Source organism: Azospirillum doebereinerae, assembly GCF_003989665.1.
Taxonomy (GTDB): Bacteria; Pseudomonadota; Alphaproteobacteria; order Azospirillales; family Azospirillaceae; genus Azospirillum; species Azospirillum doebereinerae.
Map to the genome: position 1 here is coordinate 15,910 of NZ_RZIJ01000009.1, position 14,850 is coordinate 30,759.

15 protein-coding genes are annotated in these 14,850 nt (G+C 69.6%); 5 read left to right on the forward strand and 10 right to left on the reverse strand.

All coding sequences use genetic code 11. From position 1 onward, the window contains the following. Positions 1-218 precede the first annotated feature (218 nt). The 3 genes from EJ913_RS12860 to EJ913_RS12870 all read left to right on the forward strand — a co-directional run bounded on the left by EJ913_RS12860 (position 219) and on the right by EJ913_RS12870 (position 3,607). Positions 219-1,019, forward strand: a complete 801-nt coding sequence (locus EJ913_RS12860) for a TerB family tellurite resistance protein (protein WP_126998423.1) — start codon at positions 219-221, stop codon at positions 1,017-1,019. Positions 1,020-1,148: 129 nt separating this feature from the next. After that, positions 1,149-2,291, forward strand: coding sequence for a bifunctional DNA-binding transcriptional regulator/O6-methylguanine-DNA methyltransferase Ada (ada, locus tag EJ913_RS12865; RefSeq protein ID WP_126998425.1), 1,143 nt, complete (start codon positions 1,149-1,151; stop codon positions 2,289-2,291). Positions 2,292-2,419: 128 nt separating this feature from the next. Further along, positions 2,420-3,607 carry an ABC transporter substrate-binding protein gene (locus tag EJ913_RS12870; RefSeq protein ID WP_211098948.1) on the forward strand — a complete coding sequence of 396 codons (1,188 nt, stop codon included), beginning with the start codon at positions 2,420-2,422 and terminating at the stop codon, positions 3,605-3,607. 16 nt (positions 3,608-3,623) lie between these two features. Here the strand turns inward: EJ913_RS12870 and EJ913_RS12875 are convergent, their stop codons facing one another. Together EJ913_RS12875 and EJ913_RS12880 are read right to left on the reverse strand one after the other, a co-directional pair. After that, positions 3,624-4,238, reverse strand: coding sequence for a response regulator transcription factor (locus EJ913_RS12875; protein WP_126998427.1), 615 nt, complete (start codon positions 4,236-4,238; stop codon positions 3,624-3,626). Then, the gene (locus EJ913_RS12880; RefSeq protein ID WP_126998429.1) at positions 4,235-5,899 is read right to left on the reverse strand and encodes an MASE1 domain-containing protein; all 1,665 of its coding nucleotides are present in this window, start codon (positions 5,897-5,899) and stop codon (positions 4,235-4,237) included. Before EJ913_RS12880 ends, EJ913_RS12875 begins: the two co-directional genes overlap by 4 nt. A gap of 156 nt (positions 5,900-6,055) precedes the next feature. Between EJ913_RS12880 and EJ913_RS12885 the strand changes: the two genes are divergently transcribed. Then, positions 6,056-6,937 carry a universal stress protein gene (locus tag EJ913_RS12885; RefSeq protein ID WP_126998431.1) on the forward strand — a complete coding sequence of 294 codons (882 nt, stop codon included), beginning with the start codon at positions 6,056-6,058 and terminating at the stop codon, positions 6,935-6,937. Positions 6,938-6,946: 9 nt separating this feature from the next. Here the strand turns inward: EJ913_RS12885 and EJ913_RS12890 are convergent, their stop codons facing one another. From EJ913_RS12890 to EJ913_RS32465, 6 genes are all read right to left on the reverse strand, one after another. Then, entirely contained in the window at positions 6,947-7,483 is a 537-nt protein-coding gene (locus EJ913_RS12890) for a VOC family protein (RefSeq protein WP_126998433.1), read from the reverse strand. A 236-nt stretch (positions 7,484-7,719) separates the two neighbouring features. Next, positions 7,720-8,361 (reverse strand): DUF2076 domain-containing protein, encoded by a 642-nt coding sequence (locus EJ913_RS12895; RefSeq protein WP_126998434.1) that lies wholly within the window; start codon positions 8,359-8,361, stop codon positions 7,720-7,722. A 39-nt stretch (positions 8,362-8,400) separates the two neighbouring features. Next, positions 8,401-9,132, reverse strand: coding sequence for a Bax inhibitor-1/YccA family protein (locus EJ913_RS12900; RefSeq protein WP_126998436.1), 732 nt, complete (start codon positions 9,130-9,132; stop codon positions 8,401-8,403). 57 nt (positions 9,133-9,189) lie between these two features. Then, complete coding sequence (locus EJ913_RS12905) at positions 9,190-9,990, reverse strand: anti-sigma factor family protein (protein ID WP_126998438.1); 801 nt, start codon at positions 9,988-9,990, stop codon at positions 9,190-9,192. 3 nt (positions 9,991-9,993) lie between these two features. Continuing rightward, positions 9,994-10,488 (reverse strand): sigma-70 family RNA polymerase sigma factor, encoded by a 495-nt coding sequence (locus EJ913_RS12910; RefSeq protein WP_126998440.1) that lies wholly within the window; start codon positions 10,486-10,488, stop codon positions 9,994-9,996. Between the two features lie 208 nt (positions 10,489-10,696). Then, positions 10,697-11,656, reverse strand: a complete 960-nt coding sequence (locus EJ913_RS32465) for a hypothetical protein (protein ID WP_244939342.1) — start codon at positions 11,654-11,656, stop codon at positions 10,697-10,699. A 304-nt stretch (positions 11,657-11,960) separates the two neighbouring features. On the opposite strand from EJ913_RS32465, the gene EJ913_RS12920 reads away from it, so the two are divergent. Beyond that, positions 11,961-12,341 (forward strand): cytochrome c, encoded by a 381-nt coding sequence (locus EJ913_RS12920; protein WP_126998442.1) that lies wholly within the window; start codon positions 11,961-11,963, stop codon positions 12,339-12,341. Positions 12,342-12,825: 484 nt separating this feature from the next. Here the strand turns inward: EJ913_RS12920 and EJ913_RS12925 are convergent, their stop codons facing one another. Then, positions 12,826-13,335, reverse strand: coding sequence for a thioesterase family protein (locus EJ913_RS12925; protein ID WP_126998444.1), 510 nt, complete (start codon positions 13,333-13,335; stop codon positions 12,826-12,828). Continuing rightward, positions 13,332-14,837: a malonate--CoA ligase gene (locus tag EJ913_RS12930; RefSeq protein ID WP_126998446.1), complete on the reverse strand. Its 1,506-nt coding sequence runs from the start codon at positions 14,835-14,837 to the stop codon at positions 13,332-13,334. Before EJ913_RS12930 ends, EJ913_RS12925 begins: the two co-directional genes overlap by 4 nt. Positions 14,838-14,850: the final 13 nt, after the last annotated feature.

Sequence of the window (14,850 nt, forward strand, 5' to 3'; positions counted from 1 at the left end):
CCGCCCCTCTTGCCGGGTCTGCGGTCACCGATGGACGGCGCTTTGTCACAGCCGTCTCTGTTGCAGTGCAACATGGACCGTTCGCTGGAATTCGCAAGCGCTCATGAAAACTTTGCAAAGCGAACCGTTCTTTTCTGTTGCGGCAAGGACACAGTTGGCCCGGCCCGGCGCCGCCGTTATGCTTGGAGCGGCATCGGCGAATCGGGTGGGTTGAGTCCATGAGCATCTGGGGAAAGATCCTCGGCGGAGCGGCGGGCTTCGCCATCGGCGGGCCGCTGGGCGCCCTGCTCGGCGCTCTGGCCGGACACGCGGTCGACCAGTTGAGCGATGGCCGGCTGAGCGACGGCTGCTGCGGCACGCCGTCCACCGGGGAGGCCGCCAAGGGGGACGAACCGGACCCCGCCACCCAGACCATCGCCTTCACCATCGGCGTGATCGCGCTGGCCGCCAAGATGGCGCGGGCCGACGGCGTCGTCAAACGGGTGGAGGTGGACACCTTCAAGCGCCTGTTCCGCGTGCCCCCGGAGGAGTTGGACAACGTCGGGCGCGTCTTCGACCTCGCCCGCCGCGACACCCACGGCTTCGAGGAGTACGCCCGGCAGATCGCCGACCTGTTCGAGGACCGCCACGCGGTGCTGGAGGAACTGCTCGACAGCCTGCTGATGATCGCCGAGGCCGACGACGAGCTGCACGAGACGGAGGTCGCCTATCTGCGGGCGGTCGCCCACATCTTCGGCTTCGCCGACGCGGAGTTCGAACGCATCCTCGCCGGGCATCATCTGGCCGGGGAGAGCGACGAGACCGATCCCTACCATGTGCTGGGGATCCCCCGCGCCGCCGACGACGCGGCCGTGAAGACCGCCCACCGGCGGCTGGTGCGCGAGCATCACCCCGATCTGCTGGTCGCCCAGGGCATGCCCCAGGAGTTCATCGATCTGGCGACCCAGAAGATCGCCCTGATCAACGCCGCCTACGACCGCATCCGCAAGCAGCGGGAGGGCGCCGCCGTCCTCTCCTGATCCAGCCCCTGATCCGGCCCGCGGACGGCAAAAGGCCCGATTTCGATTCGACCGCAAGGGCCGGAGTGCCGGTTCCGCCGCCCGATGCCAGATTGGCTGGACGACACGGAATTCGAACAGGAGTTGGCGATGAGCACGTCCACCGCACCCGCCCCGACACCGGCAGAAACGGCGACCGAACGGGACCCGCGCTGGTTCCGCGTGCTGGCCCGCGACCGGAGCGCCGACGGCGAGTTCTGCTATTCGGTGGCGACGACCGGGGTCTATTGCCGCCCCTCCTGCCCGTCGCGGGCCGCGAACCCGAAGAACGTCCGCTTCCACCGGACGGCCGCCGACGCGGAGGCCGCTGGTTTCCGCCCCTGCCGGCGCTGCGAGCCCGACCGCCCGCCGCTGCGCGACCGGCACGCGGCCGGCATGGCCGCCATCTGCCGCCGGATCGACGAGGCCGAGGAGACGCCGAGCCTGAGCGAGCTGGCCCGGGAGGCCGGTCTCAGCCCGCATCATTTCCACCGCGTCTTCAAGGCGGTCGTCGGCGTGACGCCCAGGGACTACGCCACGGCAGGGCGGACCAGGCGGGTCCATGAAGAGCTTGCGCGCGGCGGCAGCGTGACCGAGGCCATCTACGGCGCCGGCTTCAATTCGAGCGGGCGGTTCTACGAGGCTTCCGACGCGATGCTGGGGATGACGCCCGGCGACTACCAAGCCGGCGGCACCAACGCCAACATCCGCTTCGCCGTCGGCGACTGCTCGCTGGGTTCGATTCTGGTGGCCATGAGCGACCGGGGCGTCTGCGCCATCCTGATCGGCGAGGATCCCGAAGCGCTGCTGCGCGACCTGCAGGACCGCTTTCCCCACGCCCGCCTGATCGGCGGCGACGGGGCGTTCGAGAGCGTCGTCGCCACGGTGGTCGGCTTCGTCGAAGCGCCGGGGATCGGCCTGGACCTGCCGCTGGACCTGCGCGGCACCGCGTTCCAGCGGCGCGTGTGGCAGGCGCTGCGCGCCATCCCGCCCGGCACGACCGCCAGCTACGCCGAGATCGCCGCGCGGATCGGTGCGCCCAAGGCGGTCCGGGCGGTGGCCGGGGCCTGCGCGGCCAACGCGCTGGCGGTCGCCATCCCCTGCCACCGGGTGGTACGGAGCGACGGGGCGCTGTCCGGCTACCGTTGGGGCATCGAGCGCAAGCGCGCCCTGATCGAACGCGAGGCGGAACCGGCGCCCGCCGGCATGGCGGCGGACCATGCCGACAGGGTCAGGGCGACCGCGCGTTCATGATGCCGAAGAAGCGGGAAATTCCGGACGGACAGCGCCGCACCACGACGTGAGGATGCATCGGCAAAAAGATTGTCGCGCCACGACCGACGGCCCGCCTTACAATGTTGGCATGGTCCATGGAGGACATCATGACAATCAACCGTCGTAAGCTCGGCATCGGCGCGGCGGGCGCGCTGGTCGCCGCCTCGATCCTTCCACGTCCGGCCATCGCGCAGAGCCAACCCATCCGGATCGGCTGGCTGGTCGCCCTGACCGGGCCGATCTCCGCTTCCGCCGCCGGGCATCACCGGGGCACGATCCTGGGGGCCGAAACCATCAACGCGGCCGGCGGCGTCAAGGGGCGCCGGATCGAGATCGTCACGCAGGACACCCAGGGCGATCCGTCGAAGGCGGTCGGCGGCGCCCAGCGGATGATCGCGGACAAGGTGGACGCGCTGTGGGGGCCGACCAGTTCGGGCGAATCGCTGGCGATCACCGCGCTGGTCGCCAAGGCGAAGATGCCCAACATCCACCCTTGCGTGATCGACAGCCTGATCGAACCGCTGCGCTACCCCAACGCCTTCCGCTCGGCGCCGTCCAACGCGCAATGGGACGAAGCGGTGCGCCATTATTGCCGGTCGGTCCTGAAAACCAAGCGGGTCGCGCTGTTCGGCGACACGTCGGCATACGGCGTCAACGCGGTCAACGATTCGGCGCGAAGCTTCGTCACGGACGGGATGGAGATCGCCGACAAGGCCAGCATCGACCCGACCCAGACCGACCTGCTTGCCGATCTGCGGCGGGCGCGCGAGTCCGGCGCCGAAGCCGTCGTGTTGTGGAGCAATTCGGTGGGCCTCGTGTCGCGCCTGCTGAACGCGCGCGCCGCCGTGAGCTGGGACGTTTCGGTCGTCGGCCACCCGACGCTTTCGTCGGGCGCCATCGGCCCGCAGCTCGCCAAGCTGGCCAACTGGGAAAACGTCTTCGCGCTCGGCTTCCGCAGTTCCAGCCACCACGGCGCGGGCCGGACCCTGCCGCCGCGCAGCCAGGAGTTCCTGCAACGCTTCCGCGACCGCGTGCCCTTGAACGATACCCTGCTGTGGTGGGTGACCTGCGGCTTCGACGCGGTGTCGCTGATCGCCGAGGCGGCCGGCAACGCCGGCTCCGCCCCCTCCGAGATCATCGGCTACTGGAACACGCTGAAGAAGCGGCCCGGCTATTTCGGCGAGTACAGCTTCTCGCCCAACGACCACGACGGCTACAACGTCAAGGACGTGGTGATGTCGGTGGCCAATTCCGGCCGCGACGGCACCTTCGACCTCGCCCCCGGCTACGGTTGACGCGGCCGGGCGGGCCTCACCCTTCTTCCAGGCGCATCCGCATCCGGGCCAGTTCCGGGGCGTTGCGGGCCTCCATCTTCTCCAGCACGCGGGCGCGGTGGGTCTCCACCGTGCGGGTGCCGATGTCCAGCCGGCGGGCGATGGTCTTGTTCGGCAGGCCCTGCGCGACCAGTTCCATCACCTCGCGCTCGCGCGGGCTGAGCAGGTCCATGCGGCGGCGGATGCGGGCGGCCTCGGCGTCGGCCTGCCGCCCCGCCGCATCGCGCGCGAAAGCCTCCCGCACGCGCTCGATCAGCCGGTCCTCGTCGAAGGGCTTCTGCAGGAAATCGATCGCCCCAGCCCGGAAGGCCCGGACGGCGGCGGGCACGTCGCCATGCCCGGTGACGACGATCACCGGCAGGGTCAGACCGCGCCGCGCCATCTCCTGCTGGAGAGCCAACCCGTCCATGCCCGGCATGCGGATGTCGAGCACCGCGCAGCCCGGCTGGCCGGGATCGACCGCGTCGAGAAATTCGGCGGCCGAGGCGTAGGTCCGCACCGCCAGCCCGGCCAGCTCCAGATGAACGGCCAGCGCATCGCGGACGGCCTCGTCGTCGTCCACCACGAAGGTGACGGGCGGGTCGGTGATCATCCTGCGGCCTCCCCGGCGTCGCTTCCATGGACCGGAATGGTGAATTCGAAGACGGTCTCCCCATGGGGCAGCCGCCGGCCGGTCAGACTGCCGCCATGCCCCTCGACCAGCGTGCGGGCGATGGACAGGCCAAGCCCCATGCCGGTCGCCTTGGTGGTGACGAAGGGCGCGAACAGGTTGCGCTCCACCACCCCGGCAAGGCCCGGCCCACTGTCGCGGACGCCGATGACGACGGCGTCCGCCTCCCCCGCGAGATGAGCGAAGAGGACGATGCGGCGGTTGCGCGGGCCGGGATCCTCGATCCCCTCGGCCATCCCCTCCGCCATCGCCTCGGCGGCGTTGCGCACCAGATTGAGGATCACCTGCTGCAACTGCACCGCGTCGCCGCGCACCGGCGGCAGGCCGGGCGCCACCTCGGCGGCGATGGAAACGCGGTGGCGGGTCGCGAGCGGACCGGCCAGCGTCACGCAGTCGGCGACCAACCCGGCGACCGGCAGCGGCGACCGCTCGCTCCGGCCCTTCCGCACGAAGTCGCGCAGGCTGCGGATGACCCGGTCGGCCCGCTCGGTCTGGGCCACGGTCTTGTCCAGGATCTCTCCCAGACGGGGGGAGGTCTCCTCCAGTCGGGCGATCTTGCGGGCGGCCCGCGCGTAGCTCATGGCGGCCGACAGAGGCTGGTTCAGTTCATGGGCCAGGGCCGCCGCCATCTCGCCGGCCTCCGTCAGCCGGGCGGCGCCGGCGAGGTCCGATTGGCGCTCGCGGACCCACGCCTCCACCCGCCGCCGCTCGCTGACGACCGTGCCCAGCAGCAGCGCCGTGACCGCCAGCGTCAGCATCAGAAGCTGGAAATGGGTCATCCGCGCCGTTTCCACCCCCGTCGCCTGGACGGCGACGATCAGCCCGGCCTGGGTGATGACCGACGCCAGCGCCGCCCCCGGCAGCCCGTGGCGGACGGCGATGGCCACGGCCGGCAGAAAGAGCAGGTAGAAATGCTCGTACTGCGCCGAGCCCAGCGGCCCGAAATCGAGCCAGAGCGCGAAGGCGATGAGCAACCCCTGGGCGCCGACCTCCGCCGCCCCGGCCCAGGAGACGCGAAGCGCCGGCCCACGCAGCCCGACCAGCACCAGCGGCGTCAGCACGGCGATGCCGATGATCTCGCCGACCCAATAGCGCAGCAGCGCGTCGGGGAAGCCCGACCAGGGGAACAGCCCGATCATCGTGTGGATAGCGATGTAGCCGGCCCCGGCGGCCATGGCGGTGCCCGCTCCGCCCGCCAGCAGCAGCACGACGTCGCGCAGCCGGGGCAGGCCGGGGTCGAGGCCAAGCCGCTCACGCAGCATCCAGCCCGCCGCCCCATAGCCGGCGGCGACGACGGCGTTCGCCGTCATGGTCGCCCACAGGGCCACCGGCAACCCACGCACGACCAGATCCGACGCCATCAGCCCCAGCCACACCAGCGGCGCCGCCCGGACCCCGAAGACCAGCGACATCCCCATGATCAGCCCCGAAGGCGGATTCCACGGCGTGACGTTGAGCGGCGACACCTCGTGGATGAAGCTGATCCAGTCGAGGGACACGTGCGCGGCCAGATAGGCGAGCGTCAGACAGGCCACCTTCACCCAGGCCGGGGCGAGACGCCAGCGGTCGCGAAAATCCGTCATGCTTCCTTGGGTCCGGCCTTGTTTCCCGCCAAATCGTCGCGATCCCCGGTCATAGTCCGTAAAAGCCGGCATGGACAAGGCTCCTTCCCGTTTCCGATCATGGAACGGATGGCCGGGCGCGAGGCGGCGGGCTTTGAACGGATGCGGAGAACCCCCATGGCGACTCTTCGGCGGATCCTGCTGGCGACCGATCTCGAACCGAAATCGGACCGCGCCATGGAGCGTGCGGTGCGGTTGGCCTCCCAATTCGGGGCCGAGCTGACGGCGCTCCACGTCGTCCGGGACGGGGATCGGCTTTACGGCGCCATGCCGCTGCACCATGTCGAGATGGAGATTCGCCGCCATCTCCTCGCCACGCCCGGCGCCGCCGGCATCGCGACGCGGGCGGTCGCCGTGAAGGGCGAGGCGGTCGGGCCGCAGGTCGCCGGCTATGCGGAAACGTGGCAGCCCGATCTCGTGGTGGTGGGCCACCACCAGCGCGATGGGGTGACGGAGCTGTTCCTCCCGGCCACCGCCGAACGGATCGCCATCGCCGACGAGACCCCGCTGCTGATCGTGCGCGCCAAGCCGCTCGGCCCCTACGCGCGGCCGCTGGTTCCGGTCGATTTCTCCGAACGGTCGCGGCCCTCGGTCGCGGCGGCGCGTCTGCTGGCGCCGGACGGGAGGCTCGACCTGCTCCACGTCTTCGACGTGCCGGCCATCGCCCACCCGCCGGCGACCCGGCTGGACACGACGGAGTTCGCCGACGACTTCCGCGCCCTGCTGGACGACGCGGAGGCCATCGACCGGACGGTGACCGTGGAGGTGCGGACCGGGTCACCGCCCCCGCAGATCGTCGCGGCGGCGCGGAACGGCCGCTACGATCTGGTGGTCATGGGGTCGGCGCGGCGCAACGGCCTGTCGCGCGCCGTCCTAGGCAGCGTCGCGCACGAGGTGCTCGACGGGCTGCCCTGCGACACCCTGATCACCGGGGAAAGCCCGTCCACCAACGCCCCGGCGGCGGTGCTGGCCTCGCTGATGCCGTGGGCGAAGGCGTGAACGCTGCCTTCAGTTCGCGAATTCGCTGCTGTGGAGCCAAGCCGTGTGGCGCGGCGGCTGCTTGGTGACGCTCCACTCATCGATCATCGCGTGGGCGACGTCCTTCATGCTTTTCAGCATGTCGTCGGTGGCGGTCCAGGCCGCGACCTCCAGCCGGTGGCCGCTCGGGTCGAAGAAGTAGATCGACTTGAAGATCGCGTGGTTGGTCGGCCCCAGCACCGAAAGACCGGCCTTCTCCGCCCGCTCCTTGACCGACAGCATGGTCTCCACGTCCTTCACCTGGAAGGCGATGTGCTGGGTCCATTCCGGCGTGTTGGGGTCGCGGCCCATCGGCGGCGAGTTCGGCAGCTCGAAGAAGGCCAGGATGTTGCCGTTCCCGGCGTCCAGGAACAGGTGCATGTAGGGATCGGGTTCCTTGGTCGAGGGCACCTTGTCCTCGGCGATCGCCCCGATCAGGTCCATGTCGAGGACCGTCTTGTAGAATTGCACCGTCTCCTTGGCGTCCTTGCAGCGGTAGGCGACGTGATGGATTTTCTCGACCAGCATGGGTGCTCGCTCCCGTTTTCTTCGGCGGGCCGTCTCCGGCGGAAGGACCGTGGGCGCGCCTCATGCCCGTCAATTTAGTTTCACTTGAAACCACTGTCAACAAACCGCTGCCGACCGGGATGCGGGCAAAGAAAAAGCCGCCCGGCCTTGGGGCTGGGCGGCTGGAAAAGTTGCGTGCCATGGGATGACGGCCGGCGCCGTCCCGACGATGATCGGGACGGCGCCGGCTCAGGGAATCAAAAATCCTCGTCGCCGCCGAAATCGCCGCCGCCGTCATCCCAGCTGGAGGTTTCCGGCTCGGGTGCCGGTTCCGGCGCGGGCGCCGGCGGTTCGGCCGCGTTCGCTTCCCCGCCGCCGGAAAACGCGCTGCTCAGCGCGCTGCCCAGCAGCATGCCGCCCGCGACGCCCATGGCGGTCTGCATGGCGCCCGCCATGAAGCCGCCGCCCTGGCGCGGCTGGTTCGGGTTGGCGTAGGCGGCCACGCGCGGGTCGCCGTAGGCGGGCGCCTGGGCCTGCTGGTGCCCCCAAGGGCCGGCGGCCTGACGCGGCGGGGCCATCGGGGGAGCCATCGGGGCCGGGGCGGCGGGCTTGGAGCCACCGAACAGGCCGCCGAAGATGCCGCCGCCGCCCGTGCTCGCCGGGGCCGCCGGGCGCTGGCGGATCTGCTGCTCCAGCTCCTCGTTGCGGGACTGGGAGGCGGCCAGCGCCTGCTCCAGCATGACGATGGACTGGGCCATCAGATAGGGCGCCGCCGGCTGGCGGGCGATCTGGTCGTGGATGTGGGATTCCGCCTGCGGGTCGCGCGGGCCGGATTGGGCCTCGGCTTGGCGCAGCTTGGCGAACAGGTCGTCGATGATCTGGCGCTCAGTCTGGTCCATGGTGAACGTGTGCCTTCGATGGTAAGAGGGAGGAAACGGTTACTCGTCGCGCTGTCCCATCAGCTGCATCAGCATCTGAAACAGGTTGATGAAGTTCAGATACAGCGACAGCGCGCCCATGATGGCGAGCTTGGTGTTGGTGTCGTGGCCGTAATGCTCGGCGTATTCCTGCTTGATGCGCTGCGTGTCGTAGGCGGTCAGGCCGGTGAACACGAGCACGCCGATCACCGAGATCGCGAACTGGAGCGCGGTCGAGCCGACCAGGATGTTCACCAGGCTGGCGATGACGATGCCGATCAGGCCCATCATCAGGAAGGCGCCCATCTTCGACAGATCGGCCTTGGTGGTGTAGCCCCACAGGCTCATCGCCGCGAACATCGAGGCGGTGATGAAGAAGACGCGCGCGACGCTGGCCCCGGTGAAGACCAGGAAGATCGACGCCATCGACACGCCCATCACGGCGCAGAAGGCCCAGAAGGTCCCCTGGAGCGCGCCGACCGACATGCTCTCGAACTTCCAGGACAGCACCATGATGAAAGCCAGCGGCGCCAGCATCACCACCCATTTCAGCGGCGTGGTGAAGATCGGCACGTAGAGCGCCGGGGTGCTGGCGACCAGGGCCGCGACCAGGCCGGTCACCGCGAGGCCGATCATCATGAAGTTGTAGACCCGCAGCATGTGCTTGCGCAGGCCCTCGTCGAAGACCGCGCGGTCAACGGTCTGGCCGTACCCTCCGAAGGGGGACTGGTTGGGCTGTTGCTGGTTCCACATGGAAGCCTCTTACGGTGCGATGGATGGAGCGCTGGGATGGGATGAAGGAACGGGGGGTCAGAACCACGACGCCTGCGCCGCCTCGGCCAGGGCCAGCAGTTCCTTGGCCGGAACGCTGGAGCACAGCGCGTAGACGTGATGGCCCTGCCGCCAGTAGACGACCGACAGCCCGCTGATCTCGGCCGCCTCCGGGGTGGTGACGGCGAAGCGGCGCTCCTCGGCGGCGAACAGCGTCACGCGGGCGAAGCCGTGCGTCGTGTAGACCACCTGGACCGCGCTGCCCTCGTCCCAGGGGACGATGCGCGACGCCAGGGGAAGCAGATCCTCCGGGAAGCTCGGAATCGGCAGCAGCCCGCCGACCGCGCGCGAGACGAGCTGCGCCAGCCGGGGCGCCTCCTCCGGCGCCAGCCCGCTGAAGGTCGGACCGACGGAAATCGCCGCCCGATGGGCCTCGACCGCCTCGTCGGCGAAGACCGGGACCGGATGCGCCGCCGCGACCGGATCGATCAGCACGTCCCCGACCAGGGTGTGGGCCGTCCAGCCGAGGCCGATGAGGATGGCCGCCGCGATGGCGGAGCGGGCGCGCCGCGCCGGGCGCCAGCGGACCGCCGGCTTGACGATTCCGGCCGGAACGGGGGCGGGAGGAGGCGTTGCGGGGGCCGGCGGGGCCGTGTCGTTTGCGGTGGCGTCGCCCATCAGGAACAGGCGGACCTCGTCGCGCTGCCGCAGATCCTGCATGACGCGGGCGGCCAGGACCGGGTGCTCCTGGAGGTAGGCCTCGACCGCGATGCGCTGGGCGGGATCGAGCTGGCCGTCGACATAGGCCAGCAGATCGTCCTCGGAGACGGGCATCGGCATGGATCACCTCACCAGACGCAGATGGGACACGGGAGTCTGGTCGGCCGCCGCCCGCAGGGCCGCGCGGGCGCGGCCGAGGCGGGACATCAGGGTGCCCATCGGAATGCCGAGGCATTCGGCGGCGTCGCGGTAGCTCATGCCGTCGATGGCGACGAGCATCAGCACCGCGCGCTGGTCCTCCGGCAGTCCCATCAGGGCGTTCATCGTCTCGCCGAGCGTGACGCGGTCCGCCTGGTTGGGGGCCTGGGTTCCGGCGGACTGAAGGGTCAGCGTCGCCTCGGCCTCCCGCTCGGTCCGCTGGCGGCGGCACCGGGAGACGTGGGTGTTGTGGACGATGGCCAGCAGCCATTTGCGCAGGTCATGGCCATCCCGCCAGGTGTGGCCGCCCTCCAGCGCGCGGAGAGCGGCCTCCTGGACCAGATCCTCGGCGCGTTCCGGCTCACGCGTCAACACCAACGCGTAGCGGCGCAGCACCGCGAGATGACCTGAGATGTCCATGCTCCCCGTCTTTTCCAACTCCGTCCTCAAGCATACGAACGGCGGAGCGTTTTAATCGCGGGGAACGGAAAAAAATTTGCGCGGACCGGTGAGGGCACGGGCCGCGCCAAGGGCGGCTGGCGGCTGGCGGCTGGCAGCTTTGGAACGTTTGAAACACCGTGGAACGCTTTTCCGTCCCGTTCCGTGTTGCGTTCCGGCGCGCGGCGGCTCATCCGGCGGCCCCACCGCCGCACCGCCCGTAGACGCCCTTGCCGCGCCGCTCCTCCGCCGAGCCGAGGCTGGGGTAGGCGTCGTCGGGGTTGAAGGTCCAGGGATAGGCGCCCTTGGGACCATCCGCTTCCGGGCGCGCCAGGATGGCGGCGATGATGGCGGGATCGGGCAGGGCCGGTTCGCGGAACGCGCCGGGGACCGCGTCGTCGAAGGCGGGGAACAGGGGTGCGGCCGGCGGACCGAAGACGGTTCCGGCGGGAGCGGCGCAATCACCTGTGGCGCCAAAGCCCTCTCCCGTCTCGGGAGAGGGAGGGGACCCACGAAGCGGGGAGGGTGAGGGGCTATCGGGTGTGGTGCTTGATCCATGTTCCGATAGCCCCTCACCCTTCCCGCCGCTGCGCGGCGGGCCCCGAGGTCGCTCGCAAGCCTCGCGACCGCATTCCGCACTACGATCGCCTTCGGCGCCCGTCCGGCCTGCGGCCGTCGGCTCCATGCCCTCTCCCGGGGCGGGAGAGGGAGACAGATGCCCGATTCCGGTCTCAGGTTGGCTCTGGAACGCCCCACTTGGCGCGCCGAACAGGCCGAGCCGGTCGGCCGCCCAGCGCACCGTCGCCGGATCGCCCATCGCCACCAGCCGCTCCACCTGCTGCGCCACCAGATCGCGCAGCGACGACAGCCGCAGCTCCGCCTCGCGGTTCAGCGCCTGACGCTCCCACCAGACGCGCACGCGCAGGGGTTGCGAGCCGTAATAGGCCCGCCACAGCGTGGTGCGGCTGCACCCCAGGGCGCGCGCGACGTGCAGGAAGGAGGACCCGCGCGCCAGCATGCCGGCGGCCATCACCCATTGCTCCTCGGCGAAGCGCGATCCCGGAACCAGCGAGCCGTCCGGCGGCACCGGAGGCTCCTCGGCCCAACGGGGGAAGTTGGGGGCGGGGATGGATGGCGCGTCGAGGGGCATGGGGGGCTCCGGGGGCGGCGGGAACGGGAGCGCCAATTTATAGGTAAATTTTCCTTCTTTGGGGAATTTTGGGAAAATGCGGTTTCGAGGGTTGTCGGCGGACAAAAATGTTCGCTCCCCAGCCGTTGGGCCACGTCAGCCAACGCTCCTCCGCCCGCAGTCCCTGCGCGCTGACGGCGCCAACCAGCATCAGCACCGCCCTTGGCGACAAAGGAGCGAAGCTTTAAGACAACCGAGAGACGCCTCAATCACTCCTTCAGCCTTTTCATGCACGATGACTCAGCACCGTCCGGGACATGACCTCATGAGGCTTGGAGCAAGTTTCATTGCCGCGTTGGTGATGCCGTTTTTCATACCATCAGCGTCCTTGGCGGACAGTCGCAATGGAGAGCGGATTTTTTTGAACCGTTGCGCCATGTGCCATGGCAGTGACGTTAGAGGCACAGGACCTTTGGCCAAGAAAAGCAATCCTCCAACGCCCGATCTTACGACACCCGAGTTCAAGAAGCGTTTGCTCGATTACCCCGGCGTCATCGTATCATCCATAATATTACGTCCGAATGGCGATCTGATCCCAAGGACCTTGCGGGAAAACGATGTGAATTTGCCTGCCTTCGCATGGACAGTGAAGGATTTTCGCGACCTGAATGAGTATTTGAATGGCGTGATCTCAAAAGCCAGATGACCGCAGCGCGGCGCCGAACGTGGACGCGACATCGCCTAGGCCGCCGGGGGACTCCCAGGAGCAAACATGTCCACCCGCCTGCAGGAGGCCGCCTCAGTCCCCCTGCCCCCGCTACGGTATGCACACCTCTCGCATCCGCGAAGGCGCCGCAACCTTTGTAGGCGAATGGCCCTTCTCCCCTTGCGGGAGAAGGGTTGGGATGAGGGGTATTCGCCGAAGGCGGAAGCTTGCCCCCCTCACCCCAACTCCTCTCCCGCGAGGGGAGAGGGGCTTTGCTCAACACCAACGCGCATACCCTGCTGCACACATCGCGCGTTTGCGAAGAAACACACCCTACAGGCGCAAAAGCCCCTGTCCCGTCATGGGATGGGGGCTTTGCTCAGCCATGAGGCGCCTGTCTCACCGCGTGTGCGAGCCCTGCGCATGCCGTGGCGCCCAGCGGGGGAGAAGGGGAACACCCAGGGCGGGACGTGCCCAATCCTGTTTACGGCGCCCGGCACTCCAGCCGCCGCTTGTGGCCCGGCGGCAGGGGCGTTTGCGCGTGGGCCTCCGCCAGCGCGCGCAGCCGCAGGGCCGCCGGCTCCGCGAAGGGAACCACGCGCCGCGTCGTCAGATCGACGTGGATGGACAGCTGCTCCATCGTCGCGGCCAGGGTCCCGTCGTCGGCGCGGCGCAACTCCATCAGACTCAGCAGCCGCTTGTCGTCGGCCTCCAGCACCCGCAGCGACAACGTCAGCATCGTTCCGGCGGTCATCTCGCGCCGGTAGTTCACGGCGACGTCGACGACGAACAGGCCGTGCCTGGTCTCTTGGGTGTAGGTCTCGCCCAGGCCCCAGCGGTCCAGCAGGCCGTAGCCGACCTCGTCGAACACGCCGACGTAGCGCACCATGTTCATGTGGCCGTAGAGGTCGATCCAGTCCTCCGCGACGCGCAACGGCTCGGAAACGGGGATCTCGGTCGAAAAGGAATCCGTCGAGACATTCCGGTCGCTCATCCGAACACCCCCGCGTGGACGTTGCGCAGCTCCGCCTTCTGCACCTTGCCCATGCTGTTGCGCGGAAGCTCGGCCACCAGCACCACGCGCTTGGGCTGCTTGTAGCGGGCGAGCCGCTCCTTCAGGGCGGCGAGAACGCCGGCCTCGGTGACGGGGGTCTTGCCGTCGGGAACCACCAGGGCGACGACGCCCTCGCCGAAATCGGGGTGGGGAATGCCGATCACGGCGCTTTCCAGCACGCCGGGCAGCGCGTCGATCTCGCCCTCCACCTCCTTGGGGTAGACGTTGAAGCCGCCGCTGATGATCAGGTCCTTGCCGCGCCCGACGATGTGGACGTAGCCCCGCTCGTCGATCCGGCCGAGGTCGCCGGTGATGAAGAAGCCGCCCGGCCGGAACTCGGCGGCGGTCTTCTCCGGCATCCGCCAGTAGCCCTTGAAGACGTTCGGGCCGCGCACCTCGATGGCCCCGATGGCGCCAGCCTCCAGCGGCTCGCCGGTCGCCGGGTCGGTGATGCGCAGGTCCACGCCCGGCAGCGGGAAGCCGACCGTGCCGGCGATGCGGTCCCCGTCGTAGGGGTTGGAGGTCAGCATCCCGGTCTCGGTCATACCGTAGCGCTCCAGGATGCGGTGGCCGGTGCGCTCCTCCCAGGCGCGGTGCGTCTCGGCCAGCAACGGGGCGGAGCCGGAGACGAACAGGCGGATCGTCCGGCAGGCCTCCGGCGTCAGCCCGGATTGGCCGAGCAGGCGGGTGTAGAAGGTCGGCACCCCCATCATCACCGTGGCGGCCGGCAGCCGGGCCAGAACGTCGGCCGGGTCGAAGCGCGGCAGCAGAACCATCGAGGCGCCGGACAGCAGCACGAGGTTGCAGGCCACGAACAAGCCGTGGGTGTGGAAGATCGGCAGGGCGTGGAGCAGCACGTCGTCGGCCCCGAACCGCCATTCGGTCTGGAGCACCCGCGCGTTGGACAGCAGGTTGCCTTGCGTCAGCATCGCCCCCTTCGACCGCCCGGTGGTGCCGGACGTGTAGAGGATGGCGGCCAGATCGTCGGCGCCGCGCGCGACCGTGGCGAAATCGTCCGGCTGGCCCGCCGCCGCGTCGCTCAGGCTGCCCCTGCCCTGCGCGTCCAGCGTGCGCACCGGCGCGCCTGCCGCCAGCGCCACGGTGGCGTCGAGCCGCGCGGGGTCGCAGACGATCAGGGCCGGTTCGGCGTCGCCGACGAAATAGGCCAGCTCCGCCGGGGTGTAGGCGGTGTTCAGCGGCAGGTACACCACGCCGGCCCGCAGGCAGGCGAGGTAGAGGACCAGCGCCTCGACCGACTTCTCGACCTGGACCGCCACGCGGTCGCCGGGCCGCGCGCCCAGGGCGACGAGGACGTTCGCCATCCGGCCGGTCGCGGCGCGCAAATCCCCGTAGGACAGGCGGGCGCCGTCGGCCGTTTCGATGGCGAGGCGCGCCGGGTCGGTGGCCGGGCTCAGCAGATGGTCGAACAGGGTGTCGGTCATGATCGGGGTTCCG